Source organism: Kaistia defluvii (genome assembly GCF_026343955.1).
Lineage (GTDB): Bacteria > Pseudomonadota > Alphaproteobacteria > Rhizobiales > Kaistiaceae > Kaistia > Kaistia defluvii.
In genome coordinates this window covers 156,478-172,215 of record NZ_JAPKNI010000007.1, presented here as the reverse complement: position 1 = coordinate 172,215, position 15,738 = coordinate 156,478, and the positions used below count along the sequence as shown (strand labels likewise).

The window sequence follows — 15,738 nt, the reverse complement described above, 5'->3', positions numbered from 1 at the left end:
AATCGACAGGCAAGGGTGGACCGAGGGAGGCATGGGGATGACCAGCGGGCTGTCGCAACTGCTCGAAGCCGCGCCGCCGCGCTATCGCACGGCCACCGAATATGTCGAGGCGACGCTGCGCGAGGCGATCCTTTCGGGGGCAATCGCGCCGGGAACTCCGCTTCGCCAGGAGGAGCTGGCCACCACCTTCAAGGTCAGCCGGATGCCGATTCGCGAGGCTTTACGGCAACTTGAGGCGCAAGCCCTGGTCGATTTCGAGCCCCATCGCGGCGCCGTCGTGGTCCAGATCACCCTGCTCGACGCGATGGATAACTACGCCATCCGCGCGGCGCTCGAACCGCAGGCGCTGCGCCTCTCGATCCCGCATCTGGGCGAGGAGGATTTTACCATCGCCGAGGAGATCCTGGCGGAGATCGACCAGGAGACGGACCCCGGCCGGATGGGCGAGCTGAACCGCCGCTTCCACATGACGCTCTATGCGCAGGCCGGCCTGCCGCGCCTGATTGCGCTGACGGAACAGCACCTTGCATCGGCCGACCGGTATCTGCGCTTTCACCTGGCGGCGATCGGCGACATGGGCCAGGATGAACATCGCGACATGCTGGCGGCCTGCCGTGCGGGGGACGAGGCGAGGGCGCTCGACGCGCTCGCACGGCATCACGGCCGCGCCAGCACGGCGATGCGCGCCTTCTTCGAGGCCCGCGAGGCGCCGAGGGGCTGACGCGCTTGCGCCGGGCGGCGACGGGGGCCTATAGAACCGGCGTGGGACGGTCGCCGCTGACTCCGACACACCGTGCCGCAGGCGGTTTTTCCGTTAGCCTGGCGTTAGCCCCCTGTTACCCGGGAACCTGTCCATGACGAAGACGCCCCAACGCCAGGCCCGATCTTGAGCGAGCCGCGGACCGACTCGGCCGCCGAACCCTCGACGCTGGCGGGGATGGGGTGGTCAGATTTCTTCGCCGACCAGATCGGACCTGACGATGCCGGCCTCGTGCCGATGCGGATCGCCACCGTGCACCGGGCGCGGATGAGCGCCGTCTCTGTCGATGGTCCGCACCGGATGATGCTGCAGCCCCATACCAACACCGGCGACTATGCGGTGGGCGACTGGGTGCTGGTGGAGCCGGGCACCAACTGGCTGCGCCGCCGGCTCGAACGCAAGACGCTCCTGCAGCGCCGGGTCGAGGGTGGCACCCAGCCGCAGCTGACCGCCGCCAATGTCGACACGCTGTTCATCGTCACCTCCTGCAACGCCGATTTCAACGTCGCCCGGCTGGAGCGCTATCTGGCGCTCGCCAACCAGGCCGGCACCCGGCCGGTGATCCTGCTCACCAAGGCCGACACCGTCGAGGACGCCGATGCCTATGCCGCGCAGGTGACGGCGCTGCAGCGCGGGCTCCAATGCGTCACGCTGGATGGTCGCAGCGGCGCGGCGGCGGCAGCGCTCGCGCCCTGGTGCGGGGAAGGGCAGACGGTGGCGCTGATCGGCTCCTCCGGCGTCGGCAAGTCGACGCTGCTGAACACGCTGGCAGGCCCCGATCAGGACGCGCCGCAACAGACCGGCGGCATCCGCGAGAGCGACGCCAAGGGCCGCCATACCACGACCTCGCGCTCGCTGCACCGGATCGCCGGCGGCGGCTGGGTGATCGATACGCCGGGCATGCGGACGCTGCATGTCAGCGACGCGGCCGAGGGCATCGAGCAACTGTTCGCCGAGATCACGGAACTGGCGCCGAATTGCCGGTTTCGCGATTGCACGCATGAGCACGAGCCCGGCTGCGCGGTGCAGGCGGCGGTCAAGGCCGGCACGCTCGACCCCGACCGCCTCAGCCGCTGGCGCAAGCTCCAGGACGAAAACCGCGCCAAGACCCCGGTCCTGAAGGGCCCGAGAGGGAACAAGCGGTGAGGCTAGTCCGCCTCCGCTGGCACGAGATGGTCCATGGCGGACCGGAGCTCCGTCAGGGCATCCGATAGGCGGACCATCCGTTCCTCACCCAATTCTGTCTTCAGCCGTCCGGCGAAGGCGGCGTGCTGCGGATGGATGGCCCGGATCGCCGCCAGCCCTTTTTCGGTAGGCTGGAGCAGCATTGCTTTTCGGTGCGATGGGTTGGGTATCATCGCCAGCATGCCATCCTCGGCAAGCTGGTTTGCCGTGCGCTGGACGCTCTGCCGGGTGATCCCCATCCGCCGAGCGATCTCCGCCTGCGTCAGCGGCTCCCTGAGCACCGCGCCAAGCACCTGCCAACGCGTCGCCGTCAGCCCTGCCGGAACCGCGAGTCCCTCGGCGACCGTCAGGAACAATCCGTTCAGCGCGAACACCGTCAGCGCCATAGAACTCAGCTTTTCCTGCGCATCGATCACGGAGTCGACTCCGCGATCAGTTCATAAAACCCCGCCGGATCCTGGTCCTGATACAGCTTTAGCCAGGATGTCAGCGTCGCCTCGCCATAGAGGTCCAGCTTTCGGAATATCTCGGCGGCAAAGGGGACCGGCGCGATGCCACTGGCGGTTATCAGATCGCCTGCCGTGATGGCGAGACGATCCTGATAGTAGCCGCCGCCCCGGTAGCCCGTCATCTCGAGAAAGGCCTTGGCGTTGCTGGTATGCGACCGTCTGTCGAGCAGCCCTTGCCTCGCCAGCGCCGCCGTCGCCCCGCAAATTGCGGCGACCGGGACGCCGGAGGCGAGAAAGCGTCCCGCCATGGCGGCGAAATCATCAATGCCGCCCGTCATGGCGATGTCGGCGCCGGGCAGGATCAGCATCCGGCTCGCCTCCGGTTCTAGCGCGTCGAGCCGGAGATCCGGCAACAGCCGCATGCCGCCCTTGCTGGTGACCGGATCAAGCGACCGTCCGACGGTCTTCATCTGATAACGACAGGGCATTTTCTGGAACTCGGGCGAGCGGATATGCGCAATCGCATAACCCACCTCCCAGTCCGCCATCGTGTCATAGATAGCGACGTGCACGGTTTCCTGGGTCACGCGAATTCTCCTCCCAACATCATGACAGCATGCTGACGATTTGTTAGCGTGCTGTCAATTCGAGAGGAGGCGCCAAGGTGGCGCGTGGACGAAGATGGGGCTGTCGGTAGTATGAGACAGCTCGATCAGAGAGCTGAGAAAAAGCCATCCCGGCCAGTCTTGTCGGCGTGAACGGCGGAGCCAGAAAGTCGCCATTCCGGTCGCGTCGAACCGCTCACCCCCGCCTTGCCGCCTCGATCTTGGCGACGTCGATCTTCTTCATCTCCATCATCGCCTCGAAGGCGCGCCTGGCCTCGTCGCCGCCGGCCGCCATCGCGTCGGTCAGCACGCGCGGCGTGATCTGCCAGGAGATGCCCCATTTGTCCTTGCACCAGCCGCACATGCTTTCCTGGCCGCCATTGCCGACGATGGCGTTCCAGTAGCGGTCGGTCTCTTCCTGGCTGTCGGTTGCGATCTGGAACGAGAAGGCTTCGCTGTGCTGGAACGCGGTGCCGCCATTGAGGCCAATGCAGGGGATGCCGGCGACGGTGAAATCGACCGTCAGCACGTCGCCCGCCTTGCCCGAGGGATAATCGCTGGGCGCCCTGTGGACGGCATGCACGGCGCTGTCGGGAAAGGTCTTCGCGTAGAAGCGGGCGGCTTCCTCGGCGTCCTTGTCGTACCAGACGCAAATGGTGTTCTTGGCAACGGTCATCGCTTGTCCTTTCGGTTTCGACCCGATCGCTGCCGGGCTCACCAGACGACGGATGCCGAGGCCCCATTTCGACACGAAGCGCTCGCGGGAATCGAAATTTTCCGGCGGCCCCGTCTGGCCCTTCTCGCCGCCGTGGGGCTTGTCACCCGCTCAAGGCGCCGCCTCGCCGGCTGGCAAAGGCTCGGGCTCGCTGCATCCGGGCGGTCGTCGGCATGCGCCCGCGCCGATTGTAACGATATCGTGCTTTGCTGCGAGGGAAACGATGGTTGAGGCTCCGTTGCGTTTCGCTATCGTGGCGACGGCAGTCGAGGATGTCCTGACGCTGCGCGTAAGTCATTCTGTTCGTATGCCATAGTATATTTCATGACGGCAATTCACGCGTCCTGCGAGAGGTCTGCCATGCTTTCCAAGCGTTATTTATCCCTATTCATGCTTTCTTCCAGTCTGTGCGTCGCGGGTGCAAATGCCCAGACGATTACAGGGACGCCCGGGTCGCCCAGCGCGACGCAGACGATCGACGGGCGCTACATTCCGAGCCCGCCATTGCCGTTTGGCGGCGTCATCAACCCCGATGCCGCGGCATCGAAGCCCTTCTGGCCGCCAACCGTGGTCCCGCCCGCCGGCGCGCCCAACATCCTGCTGATCATGACCGACGACGCCGGTTACGGCGTTTCCGGCACGTTCGGTGGTGTGATCCCGACGCCGGCGCTCGACCGGGTTGCCAATGCCGGACTGCGCTACACGCAGTTCCATTCAACCGCGCTGTGCTCGCCGACGCGGGCGGCGCTGATCACCGGCCGCAACCATCACTCGGTCGGCTTCGGCGTGATCACCGAGCAGTCGACCGGCTTCCCGGGCTATGATTCCGTCATCGGGCCGGAGAATGCGACGGTTGGCGAGATCCTGAAGGAGAACGGCTTCACGACATCCTGGTTCGGCAAGAACCACAATACGCCGAGCTTCCAGTACAGCCTCTCCGGCCCGTTCGACCAATGGCCGTCCGGCATGGGCTTCGACTATTTCTATGGCTTCATGGGCGGCGAAACCAACCAGTGGACGCCCTATCTGTTCCAGAACACGACCCAGGTTTTCCCGTGGATCGGCAAGCCCGGCTACAACCTCACGACCGACCTGGCCGACAACGCCATCGATTATTTGAGGCAGACCAACGCCGGTGCGCCCGACAAGCCCTTCTTCCTCTACTACGTGCCCGGCGGCACGCATGCGCCACATCAGCCGACGCCCGAATGGATCGCCAAGTTCAAGGGCAAGTTCGACATGGGCTGGAACGCCATGCGGGACGAGATCTTCGCCAATCAGAAGCGTCTGGGTGTCATCCCCGCCAATACCGCGCTGACGCCCTGGCCCGACAGCCTGCCGAAATGGGACACCCTCTCGGCGGACGACAAGAAGATGTTTGCCCGGCAGGCAGAGGTCTATGCCGCCTATGTCGCCTATACCGACCACGAGATCGGCCGTGTCATCCAGGAAGTGGAAGACCAGGGCAAGCTCGACAATACGCTGATCATCTACATCGAGGGTGACAATGGCACGAGCGCGGAGGGCTCGACCCTTGGCACGCCGTTCGATCTCGCCGCCATCCAGGGCATCGACGTTCCGGTCAAGGACCAGCTGCCTTTCTATGACGTCTGGGGCTCCGACAAGACCACCCCGCATATGTCGGTCGCGTGGTCCTGGGCCTTCGATACGCCGTTCAAATGGACCAAGCAGATCGCGTCGCATTTTGGCGGCACGCGGCAGGGCATGGCGATGTCCTGGCCGGCGCGGATCAAGGATGCCGGCGGGGTTCGCAGTCAGTTCCACCACATGATCGACATCGTTCCCACGATCCTCGAAGCCACGGGCGTTCAAGCGCCGGTCGCGGTCAACGGCATCCAGCAGCGCCCGATCGAGGGCGTCAGCATGGCCTATAGCTGGGACAAGGAAAACGCCAACGTGCCGTCCGCGCGGGCGACGCAGTATTTCGAGATGTTCGGCGACCGCGCGATCTATCACGATGGCTGGATGGCCGCGACAACGCCGCCGCAGCCGCCGTGGCTGCTGGGGCTTGCGAAAATGCCCGACGTGATCGGCGGCTATGATTGGGAACTCTACAACATCGCCGAGGACTACTCGCAGAACAACGATATCGCCGCCGCAAACCCGCAGAAGCTGCAGGAACTCAAGGATCTTTTCCTTGTCGAGGCGGCGAAATACAACGTCTTCCCGCTTGATAATTCGATCGTCCAGCGGCTTCTGGCGCCGCGTCCGTCTTCTACGGCGGGGCGGAACACCTTCACCTATGCCGGCCAGGTCTCCGGTCTGCCGGCCAGTGCGTCGCCGGACCTGCTGACCCGGTCCTACACCATCCAGGCCGATGTCGAGATCCCCGAAGGCGGGGCGGAAGGCATGCTCGCCACGCTGGGCGGGCATTTCGGCGGCTATGGCCTCTATCTGCTCAAGGGCAAGCCGGTATTTGCCTATAACCTGCTTGCACTCGATCACTTCCGCTGGGAAGGGAAGGATGCGCTGACGCCCGGCAAGCATCAGATCGTGTTCGAGTTCGCCTATGATGGCCCCGGCGCCGGCAAGGGGGGCACGGGCGTCCTGAAGGTCGATGACACCGAAGTCGCCCGCCAGCAGATCCCGCACAGCACGCCGTTCCTGATGACGATCGACGAGACCTTCGATATCGGAATCGATACCCGCACTTCGGTCGATGAGGCGGATTACCAGGTGCCCTTCGCCTTCACCGGCAAGCTCGACAAGATCACCTTCAAGCTGGGCCCGACCCAGCTGACCGCCAACGAGCAGGCGGTCATTCAAACCAAGCTCGCGCGCGCGCGGGATTAGTCGGGGAGCGACAACCGTCGACCGCGGCGCGACGCCTGCAAGAGCGTCGCGCCGTTTCGTTGTCTCGGGCAGGGCGTTGTTCGTGGCGCGAAAGGGCTGCGCGATTGGCGCTGGCTAGGCCAGATATTTCTTGAACCAGTCGATCGTGCGCTGCCAGGCGAGATCGGCGGCTTCCTTGTCGTAGCGTGGCGTCGAATCGTTGTGGAAGCCGTGGTTGGCGCCGGGATAGATATAGGCCTCGTAGGTTTTTCCGTTGGCCTTCAGCGCCGCCTCATAGGCGGGCCAGCCCTCGTTCACGCGCGTGTCCAGCTCGCCATAATGCAGTAGGATCGGCGCCTGGATGCGCGGCACGTCCTCTGCCTTGGCCTGGCGGCCGTAGAAGGGCACGGCGGCGCCGAGCTCGGGATAGGCGACGGCTGCGGCATTGGCGACGCCGCCGCCATAGCAGAAGCCGGTGATGCCGACCGTGCCGGTGGTGCGCTCGTCCTGCATCAGGAATTCGATTGCCGCGAAGAAGTCGTTCATCAGTTTTTCCGGATCGACCTGCTGCTGCAGTTCGCGGCCCTTCTCGTCATTGCCGGGATAGCCGCCCTTGGAGGTCAGCCCGTCCGGCGCGAGCGCGATGAAGCCGGCCTTTGCGACGCGCCGCGCGACATCCTCGATATAGGGATTGAGACCGCGGTTTTCGTGCACGACGACGACCGCCGGCAGCTTGCCCTCGGCCTTGGCGGGACGGACGAGATAGCCGCGCACCTCGCCATGGCCGTTCGGCGAGGGGTAGGTGATGTATTCCGCGACGATGTCGGGATCGGTGAAGGAAACCTGTTCGGCGAGCGCGTAGTTGGGGCTCATCGTCGCCAGGATGGAGGCGGCGGTGACGCCGCCAATGGCGAACTTCGCCGCCCGGTCGAGGAATTCGCGCTTGGTGATGCGGCCATGCGCGTAGAAATCGTAGAGCTCGAGCAGTTCGGGGTGGAAGTCCTTGGCGGTCAGTCGGGTCATCGGTGCCTCGTGGGTAAGGGGCAGGGGTGCGCCGTCGCATGAGACGGGAATGATAGCGGCCGAGAGGGGTGTGACCAGCCCTGATGGCCCGCGCACCCGTTGGGCCCTGCCGTGACCCATGCCCGGCCTGCGGCGGATTGGGTCCGAACTTTACAACTAGATGAAAGCGTGTGAAGTACGAGCTGCCCTTCTTCCGCAGAACAGGTCTGACGCCGTGAACAGCTTGCGCTTTGCCACCCGCCTGAATTCCTTCGCCTCGCGCGCCGAGGCCGAATGGCCGGACCAGAAGGGCAAGCCGAGCGTCCTGCAAATGGCGGCGCGGGCGGCCAAGGTTGAGGGCCTGACGGATCTGGATCTGAACTATCCCGACCATGTCGGTGAGGATCCGCGCGTTCTCGCGGGAAAGCTCGGCGATCTGGGGCTCCGGATCAACGGCTTCGCCATGCGCTATTATACCAATCCGGCTTTCAAGCTGGGTGCCTTCACCCATCCCGACGCGGCGGTCCGGCGGGAGGCGATCGACCTCACCAAGCGCGGCATCGACGCGGCGCGGGCCGCCGGCTCCAATCTGATGACGATCTGGCTTGGGCAGGACGGCTTCGATTATGCCTTCCAGGGCGACTATGACCGGATGTGGGATCACGAAGTCTCTGGCATTCGTGAAGTGTGCGCGCATGATCCGGATTGCTGGATCAGCATCGAATACAAGCCCAACGAGCCGCGCGCCTATAGCCTGATGCCGGACTGCGCGACGACGCTGCTGGCGATCCAGGAGGCTGGCGCGCCCAATCTCGGCGTAACGCTCGATTTCGCGCATGTGCTCTATGCCGACGAGCAACCCGCCTTCGCGGCCGCGCTGATCGCACGCCATAGCCGCCTGCTCGGGGTTCACCTGAACGACGGCTACGCCAAGCGTGACGACGGACTGATGGTCGGCGCCGTGCATTCCGTGCAGACGATCGAACTGCTGCGCCAGATCCGCCGCGACGGCTATGACGGCGCGATCTATTTCGACACCTTCCCGGATATGACCGGGCTGGACCCGGTGCGCGAATGCGAGGTCAACATCGCGACGGTCCGGCGGATGCTGGCGGTGGTCGACCGGCTGGAGCGCGACAATCGTCTCGGCGAGGCGATCGACCGCCAGGACGCGGTTGCGTCCAATGCCATCGTGCAGGAAGCCATGCTGGCGCCGGCGAACTGACGCCGACAGGCTTTCGGCCGCTTGAAAGGGCGCAGATGACCCCCGAGGACGCCAATCCCAGTTCCATCGGCCCGCGCATTCGCATGATGCTGCCGTCGCTGACCCCGCGCGAGGCGCATGTCGTCGAGGCGGTGCTGGCGATGCGCGATTTCGGCCTGGAGACGCCGCTGAAGGAGATCGCGGCCGGGACGGGGGTATCCGAGGCGATGGTCGTCAAGATCACCAAGAAGCTGGGCTTCGACGGCTATCGCGGCTTCCGCGCCGCGCTGGCGCAGTATAACCGGCTGCCGGCCGCCGGCATGCATCAGGACCTCTCGCCGGAGGATACGTCGCGCGAGATCATCCAGAAGGTGTTCCGCACCTCGATCCATGCGCTGGAGGAGACGCTGGCGATCCTCGACGTCGAGGCCTTCGACCGCGCGGTGGATGCCATCCATGGCGCGAAGCAGCGGGATTTCTACGGCGTTGGGGGATCGGCGCAGATCGCGCGCGATGTCGCCCACAAGTTCCTGCGCATCGGCCTGCGCGCCAGCGTGCAGGACGACGCGCACATGATGGCGATGTCGGCCTCCCTGCTCGGAGCCGGCGATATCGCGATCGGTTTCTCGCATTCCGGCAATACCAGCGCGGTGATCGAGGCGATCCAGCGGGCGCGGCGCAATGGCGCGCGGACGCTGGCGATCACCAATTACGACCGTTCACCGCTCGCCCAGCAGGCGGAAATCGTACTTTGCTCGACGGCGCAGGGATCGCCGCTGATGGGCGAAAACGCGGCGGCGCGCATTGCCCAGCTCAACATTCTCGACGCCGTGTTCGTGGCGGTCGCACAGCGCGACTACGGCCAGGCGGAGAGAAATCTCGAAAAGACCATGTCGGCCGTTGCCGCCAACCGAAGAGACAGGACCCTATGAGCGATAGCGCCCGCACCGTCATCGTCTTTGGCAGCCTGCACTACGACGTCATCGTTCGCGGACCCGCCCGTCCGCGCAAGGGCGAGACGATCACGGGCGAGTCCTGGCAGCCGAAATGCGGCGGCAAGGGCGGCAACCAGGCGGTGGCCGTGGCCCATGCCGGTGCGCACAGCGCCATGGTCGGCGCGGTTGCGGACGATGATTTCGGTCGCACGCTGCTGCGGAACCTTGACCAGCAGGGCGTCGACCGGCGCTTCGTCCGCGTGCTTCCCGGCGGTTCCACGGGCATGAGCGTCGCGATCTTCGACGGCGAGGGCGATTATGGCGCGGTGATCGTTTCCGGCGCCAATCTCACGCTTGCCGAAAGCGACGTGCAGGCGGCGGCCGAGTTGTTTGCGTCCGCGCCGATCCTGGTGCTGCAGAACGAGGTGCCGGACAGCGCCAATGTCGCGGCGGCCATCGCGGCGAAACATTCCGGCGGGCTGGTGATCCTCAACGCGGCGCCGGCGCGCCTGCCCTCCGAGGCGCTGGCCGCGAATGTCGACATCATCGTCGTCAACGCCATCGAGGCCGAACTGCTGGCCGGCGTGCCGGTGGTGGAGAGCCTGGAGGGCGCGCTCGCCGCCGCCCGCAGCCTGTCGCGGCGCTATCCGATCGCCATTGTCACGGCCGGCGGGGAGGGCGTCGCCTGCGTCACCGCGGCGGGCGAGGAAATCGCGATTCCGGCGATCCCGGTCAAGCTGGTCAGCACGCATGGTGCGGGAGACGCCTTCATCGGCATGCTGGCCGCGAGCCTCGCCAGGGGCAGCGCCCTCGCCGAGTCGATCGCCAACGCCAATCGCGCCGCGGCTGAACTGGTCAGCCGCCCGGCTCCGGAACTGGCTGGCTAGAGGCCTCGCCTTCGCTTCGCCCACCGTTGCAAGGATGGCGCTTGCGGCGTTCAACGGGACGGGGCTCTTGCCTGGCTGCGCAACGCGTGCCATTCGCCGGGCAGGGCCGGCGGTGGAAGCCGACCTTGCGAACCCGATGAACCGGAGGCAATTCCCAAGTGGAGCCGGAGCGACGCGCCGGAACGAGAACCCGTTCGGCCCTGAATGTCGGCCGGCGCGCGGGCTATGTCGTGCTGGGTTTCGTCTTCCTGGCGCTCGCCATCATCGGTGCGCTCCTGCCCATCATGCCGACCACGGTCTTCCTGATCCTCGCCGCCTGGAGCTTCGGCCGATCCTCGCCGCGGCTGGAAGCGTGGATGCTCGACCATCCGCGCTTCGGGCCGGTACTGCGCGCCTGGCGGGAGCAGGGCGCCATCCCGCGCAAGGCGAAATGGTTGGCCTGCGGCGGCATGGCCATCGGCTATGGGGTGTTCTGGTGGACGGCGCAGCCGGCCTGGTGGCTCGCCGTGCTCGTCGCGCTCGGAATGCTGGCCTGTGCGCTGTGGATCACGACGCGGCCGGAGCCAGTGCCGTCCGAATAGCCGCGAGGGGCTGGCCGGATTTACACGGACGTCCGACGCTGTCTATCCCTTACCTCTCCCTGAGGGAGAGGTGAAGGGACAGCATTCCCCATGCGACGGCTCAGATATGGATGGACTCTTTGGATTCCCACGAGTTGCGTAAGCTGCCCGCGCAAGGCGCTGGGAGCGCCTAGGTCCCTCCTCGTGGACGTTCGGATCGGGAGGTACCCTGAGTCCTGCGCGGACCGACGGCTTGTGCCGTCGGTCCGCTTCTGTCGTCAGGCCGCGAGGCCACGGGTCAGGTCCATCGCCTGCCGCTCGAACAGCTTGCGATAGATGCCGTCCTCGATGCGCACCAGCGCCTCATGCGTGCCCTCTTCCGCGATCCGGCCACGGTCGAAGACCAGCAGGCGGTCGAGCGCGCGCACCGTCGACAGGCGGTGGGCGATGACGATCGCGGTGCGGCCTTCCATCAGCCGCTCCATCGCCTCCTGGATCAGCGCCTCGGATTCCGAATCAAGGCTCGAGGTCGCCTCGTCCAGGATCAGGATCGGCGCATCGGCCAGGAACGCGCGGGCCAGGGCCACGCGCTGGCGCTCGCCGCCCGAGAGCTTGACGCCGCGCTCGCCGACCAGAGTCGCATAGGCCTGCGGCAGCCGCTCGATGAAATCATGCGCGTTGGCGAGCTTCGCCGCCGCCATGATCTCGGCCATCGATGCGCCGGGCCGGGCATAGGCGATGTTCTCCGCCAGCGAGCGGTGGAACAGGATCGGCTCCTGCTGCACGATCGCGATCTCGCCGCGCAGCGACGACTGCGTGACATGGGCGATATCCTGCCCGTCGATCACGATGCGGCCATCCGTGACGTCGTAGAGACGCTGGATCAGCTTGACGAAGGTCGTCTTGCCGGAGCCGGAATGGCCGACCAGGCCGATCTTCTCGCCCGTTCGGATCGTGACGTCAAAGTCCTTGTAGAGCGGCGTGTTATGGCCGGCATAATGGAAGGTGACGTTCTCGAAGCGGATCTCGCCCGCTCCGACGACCATCGGCACGGCGCTTGCCTTGTCCTCGATGCCGAGCGGCTGCGCATGCAGGGCGACCAGTTCCTCCATGTCGTTGACCGAGCGCTGAAGGTTGCGGATATGCACCCCGACATCGCGCAGGTAGCCCTGCAGCAGGAAGAATGCCGTCAGCACGAAGGTGACGTCGCCGGGCGTCGCCCGGCCATGCCACCAGAGCAGCAGCACGGTTCCGATGATCGCGCCGCGCAGCAGCACCAGCAGAATGCCCTGCGCCGTGCCGTTATTGGTGCCGCGGATCCAGGTGCGCGACGTGCGCGAGCGCCACTTGGCGACAACCCGCGACAGCCGCGTGTCCTCCCGGTCCTCGGCGCCGAACGCCTTCACCACCGCGTTGCAGGAAACCGCATCGGCGAGCGCGCCGCCGAGCTTGGTATCCCACTGGTTGGCGAGACTCGCCGCCGGCGCGACGTAGAACAGCGACAGCGACACCGTCATGGCGATGTAGAGCACCGAACCGACCGCGATGATCAGGCCCATCACCGGCCAGTAGGAGCCGAGCAGGATGGTCGTGCCGACAAGCATGGCGATCGAGGGCAGCAGCGCCAGCAGCAGCGTATCGTTCAACAGGTCGAGCGCCCACATGCCGCGCGTGATCTTGCGCACGGTCGAGCCGGCGAACGCATTGGCATGCCAGTTGGTGGAGAAGCGCTGCACGCGGTGGAAGGCGTCGGCCGCGATGTCCGTCATCATGTTCAGCGTCAGCCGGATGATGGCGAGGAAGGCGCAATGGCGCAGCGCCATCATGCCCACGCCGAGCGCCATCAACGCGCCGAACGCGTGCAACGCCGCCGAAAGGGCTTCGTCGCGGTCCTGGATGCCGCCGGCGATCGCGTCGACGAGACGTCCGGCATAGAGCGGCAGCAGAACGTCGGCCATGGTCGAGATGAGCACCGTCAGCGCGATGCCGACGATCAGCAGCGGTTGCTTGCGCCAATGGGCGAAGGTGAAGCCGAGCACGTTTGAAAAGGCATCGGCCCGCCATCGGATGCGGAAGCGGGGGAATCTGAATCGAGTCATGATGACAGTCCGGACGCGTCAAAGACGGCGATCCGGTCCCAGAATACGAGAAACAGGACGGCGAGCGACGCACAATCGAGGCGCGGGGGCTCGCGGTGAAACGGTTTGAGTATCGAGAGGCGGGTTTTCAGGGAGCCACGGTATGAGACCGTGACGATACCCGCTGAACGTCCGAACTAGCGGCGGGGGAGACCCGAAGCCGGCTTGACCGGGGCGACGACCATATGCAGCGATGCCATGCAAATCCCCCCGTGTTCGGAGTTGAAGGAAGCGTTCTCTATAGCTGCGACATCATGGATTGCAAGCCCGGTGCACCCGGTTTGCGTGCCGTGTGTTGCCGCTGCAACACGGAACCGGCCGTGTTTCACCCAAATGACCCGGGGCGGCGGGCGGCGAATCTGTCTTCCCTGTCGCCCGTATCCGATGGGGGGCGAGTCTTTCGAATGCGCGTTGGTCCGGGTCGAAGGACGACCGGCTTCCTGAACGCACTCGGCCCGGACATGCCGGGCCGAGGTAGCGATGGTCCGTGGCGGCAGGATCAGCCGATCTTCTTGCGCACCACGTCCTGGTCGAAGCACATGTCGAGGATGCGCTGGATCTCGGCGGCGCGGCGGAAGCTCGGATCGCCGTTGATGCCGGTATTGCAGGCCTGGACGAAGCGTTCGTAGGTCGTGACGACAGGCGGGCACTCGACCGGCTTCCAGGTCTGCGTATCGATATCCGGGCCGACGCAGATTTCCAGCGACGACGTCCGGCCGTCGGTCATCACCTTCAGCGCGCCTTCGGTGCCGAACAGCTGCAGCGTCAGGTCGTTGGCGTGGCCGGTGGCGAAGCGCGTCGCGGTGATGGTGCCGATCGCGCCATTGGCGAATTCGGCCATCATGATCGCCGAGTCGTTGGCGTCCAGCTTGTATTCGCCGATCTGGTCGCCTTCCGCCTTGTGGAAGGTCTTCAGGCGGCTGTCGACCGTGGTGATGTCGCTGTCGGCGCCGAACGAGGCGAAGTCGACAATGTGGACGCCGATGTCGCCCAGCACGCCCTTGGAGCCGTGCTCTTCCGACAGGCGCCACAGCCAGCGCGATTCCGTGCGCCAGTCGCCCCACTGCTTGCCGACCAGCCAGCTCTGCAGATAGGACGCCTCGACATGGCGGATCGAGCCGATCCGGCCGGCGGCGACCAGCTCGCGCGCCTTCTGCAGCGCGGGCGAGTTGCGGTAGGTGAGGTTCACCATGTTGATGACGCCCTTCGCCTCGGCCTCTTCGGCCATGACCAGGGCGTGCGGATAGTCGGTCGCGAGCGGTTTCTCGCAGAAGACATGCTTGCCGGCGGCGAGCAGCTTCATCGTCGTGTCGTAGTGGACGGCGTCCGGCGTGACATTGGCGGCGGCGTCGAACTGGCCCCATTCGATCGCCGCATCGAGATCGGCGAACAGGTTGGTGATGCCGTGCTTCTTGCCGAAGGCGGTGCGCCGCGCGGCGTCGGTCTCGACGGCGGCGACGACGGTGGCGCCCGGGGCCGCCTTGAAGGCGATGGCATGGCTTTCGGCCATGCTGCCGGTTCCCAGGATAAGGATCTTGACCATGAGCTTCACTCTTGGGTGACGGGAGCATGTCCCGAAAGGTGGACTGTCCTTCACCTCTCCGGGTGGAGAGGTCGGCCGCGAAACCGGCGGGTGAGGGCGGGGCGATGGATTGCGCCCCGGCCCGCCGCTTCGCGCTGGCGAGGCTTAGTGGAAGCCTTCCTCGCCCTTCTTGTGGAGCGTCTCGCCCTTGATGGTGAGCGGGCCGTTCGGGGCCTTGTCGGCCGGTGTGTTCGGCGCCTTCTCGATGCCGGCCCAGGCCGGAGCGGGGTTATAGGCCCACTTGGCGGCGTTCTTCAGTATCTGCTTGACGTCGGGGTTGTAATAGATCGGGTAGGTCTCGTGGCCAGGCGAGAAATAGAACACCTTGCCGCCGCCGCGCTGCCAGGTCAGGCCCGAGCGGAACACTTCGCCGCCTTCATACCAGGTGACGAACACCGTCTCCTGCGGCTCGGGAACCGTGAAGGGCTCGCCATACATCTCCGTCTGCTCGATCTCGAAATAATCGGACAGGCCCTGGGCGATCTGGTGGTTGCGGTTGATGACCCAGACGCGCTCGAGCTCGCCGGCCTCTCGCCACTTGAGCGAGCAGGGGGTGCCCATCAGGCGCTTGAAGATCTTCGAGAAGTGGCCCGAATGCAGGACGATCAGGCCCATGCCTTCCCAGACGCGCTGGGCGACCCGCTCGACGACGGCGTCGGAGACCTCGCCATGCGCCTTGTGGCCCCACCAGATCAGCACGTCCGTCTCGGCCAGGCGCTGCTCGGTCAGGCCGTGCTCCGGCTCCTGCAGCGTCGCGGTCGAGACTTCGATGACGGGATCCTCGTCCAGGCCCTTGGCGATCGTGGTGTGCATGCCTTCCGGATAGATCTTCCGGACGACTTCATTCTCCTGCTCGTGGACGTTTTCGCCCCAGACAACAACGCGGATCGTCATGACCTTGGTCTCCCTAGACAGTTCCTGTC

Annotated in this window: 14 protein-coding genes; 7 read left to right on the top strand and 7 right to left on the bottom strand. The window is 65.7% G+C overall.

Annotation, left to right across the window (positions count from 1 at the left end; translation table 11 throughout):
* Nucleotides 1-37 precede the first annotated feature (37 nt).
* Nucleotides 38-721: a GntR family transcriptional regulator gene (locus tag OSH10_RS17965; protein WP_266333329.1), complete on the top strand. Its 684-nt coding sequence runs from the start codon at nt 38-40 to the stop codon at nt 719-721.
* 216 nt (nt 722-937) lie between these two features.
* Nucleotides 938-1,906 carry a ribosome small subunit-dependent GTPase A gene (rsgA, locus tag OSH10_RS17960; protein WP_266333384.1) on the top strand — a complete coding sequence of 323 codons (969 nt, stop codon included), beginning with the start codon at nt 938-940 and terminating at the stop codon, nt 1,904-1,906.
* A gap of 2 nt (nt 1,907-1,908) precedes the next feature.
* On the opposite strand, the gene OSH10_RS17955 is transcribed toward rsgA, so the two are convergent.
* From OSH10_RS17955 to OSH10_RS17945, 3 genes are all read right to left on the bottom strand, one after another.
* Nucleotides 1,909-2,361, bottom strand: coding sequence for a MarR family winged helix-turn-helix transcriptional regulator (locus tag OSH10_RS17955; RefSeq protein ID WP_266333328.1), 453 nt, complete (start codon nt 2,359-2,361; stop codon nt 1,909-1,911).
* On the bottom strand, nt 2,358-2,981 hold the full coding sequence (locus tag OSH10_RS17950; protein ID WP_266333327.1) for a type 1 glutamine amidotransferase family protein: 624 nt from the start codon (nt 2,979-2,981) through the stop codon (nt 2,358-2,360). Before OSH10_RS17950 ends, OSH10_RS17955 begins: the two co-directional genes overlap by 4 nt.
* Before the next feature lie 214 nt (nt 2,982-3,195).
* A complete protein-coding gene (locus OSH10_RS17945) occupies nt 3,196-3,675 on the bottom strand; it encodes a VOC family protein (protein ID WP_266333326.1) in 480 nt (159 codons plus the stop codon).
* Between the two features lie 399 nt (nt 3,676-4,074).
* Between OSH10_RS17945 and OSH10_RS17940 the strand changes: the two genes are divergently transcribed.
* Nucleotides 4,075-6,528, top strand: coding sequence for an arylsulfatase (locus OSH10_RS17940; protein WP_266333324.1), 2,454 nt, complete (start codon nt 4,075-4,077; stop codon nt 6,526-6,528).
* Nucleotides 6,529-6,642: 114 nt separating this feature from the next.
* On the opposite strand, the gene yghX is transcribed toward OSH10_RS17940, so the two are convergent.
* Nucleotides 6,643-7,530: a YghX family hydrolase gene (gene yghX / locus OSH10_RS17935; RefSeq protein WP_266333322.1), complete on the bottom strand. Its 888-nt coding sequence runs from the start codon at nt 7,528-7,530 to the stop codon at nt 6,643-6,645.
* A 223-nt stretch (nt 7,531-7,753) separates the two neighbouring features.
* On the opposite strand from yghX, the gene OSH10_RS17930 reads away from it, so the two are divergent.
* The 4 genes from OSH10_RS17930 (at nt 7,754) to OSH10_RS17915 (ending at nt 11,116) form a co-directional block, all read left to right on the top strand.
* Nucleotides 7,754-8,734 (top strand): TIM barrel protein, encoded by a 981-nt coding sequence (locus OSH10_RS17930; protein WP_266333383.1) that lies wholly within the window; start codon nt 7,754-7,756, stop codon nt 8,732-8,734.
* A 35-nt stretch (nt 8,735-8,769) separates the two neighbouring features.
* Entirely contained in the window at nt 8,770-9,645 is an 876-nt protein-coding gene (locus tag OSH10_RS17925; protein WP_266333320.1) for a MurR/RpiR family transcriptional regulator, read from the top strand.
* Complete coding sequence (locus OSH10_RS17920) at nt 9,642-10,535, top strand: ribokinase (protein ID WP_266333319.1); 894 nt, start codon at nt 9,642-9,644, stop codon at nt 10,533-10,535. The genes OSH10_RS17925 and OSH10_RS17920 overlap by 4 nt, the downstream gene beginning before the upstream one ends.
* Before the next feature lie 158 nt (nt 10,536-10,693).
* The gene (locus OSH10_RS17915; RefSeq protein WP_266333318.1) at nt 10,694-11,116 is read left to right on the top strand and encodes a YbaN family protein; all 423 of its coding nucleotides are present in this window, start codon (nt 10,694-10,696) and stop codon (nt 11,114-11,116) included.
* A gap of 257 nt (nt 11,117-11,373) precedes the next feature.
* Here the strand turns inward: OSH10_RS17915 and OSH10_RS17910 are convergent, their stop codons facing one another.
* From OSH10_RS17910 to OSH10_RS17900, 3 genes are all read right to left on the bottom strand, one after another.
* Complete coding sequence (locus OSH10_RS17910) at nt 11,374-13,194, bottom strand: ABC transporter ATP-binding protein (protein WP_266333317.1); 1,821 nt, start codon at nt 13,192-13,194, stop codon at nt 11,374-11,376.
* Between the two features lie 538 nt (nt 13,195-13,732).
* Nucleotides 13,733-14,776, bottom strand: a complete 1,044-nt coding sequence (locus OSH10_RS17905; protein WP_266333316.1) for a Gfo/Idh/MocA family protein — start codon at nt 14,774-14,776, stop codon at nt 13,733-13,735.
* A gap of 144 nt (nt 14,777-14,920) precedes the next feature.
* The gene (locus tag OSH10_RS17900; RefSeq protein ID WP_266333315.1) at nt 14,921-15,709 is read right to left on the bottom strand and encodes a ThuA domain-containing protein; all 789 of its coding nucleotides are present in this window, start codon (nt 15,707-15,709) and stop codon (nt 14,921-14,923) included.
* Nucleotides 15,710-15,738 lie beyond the last annotated feature (29 nt).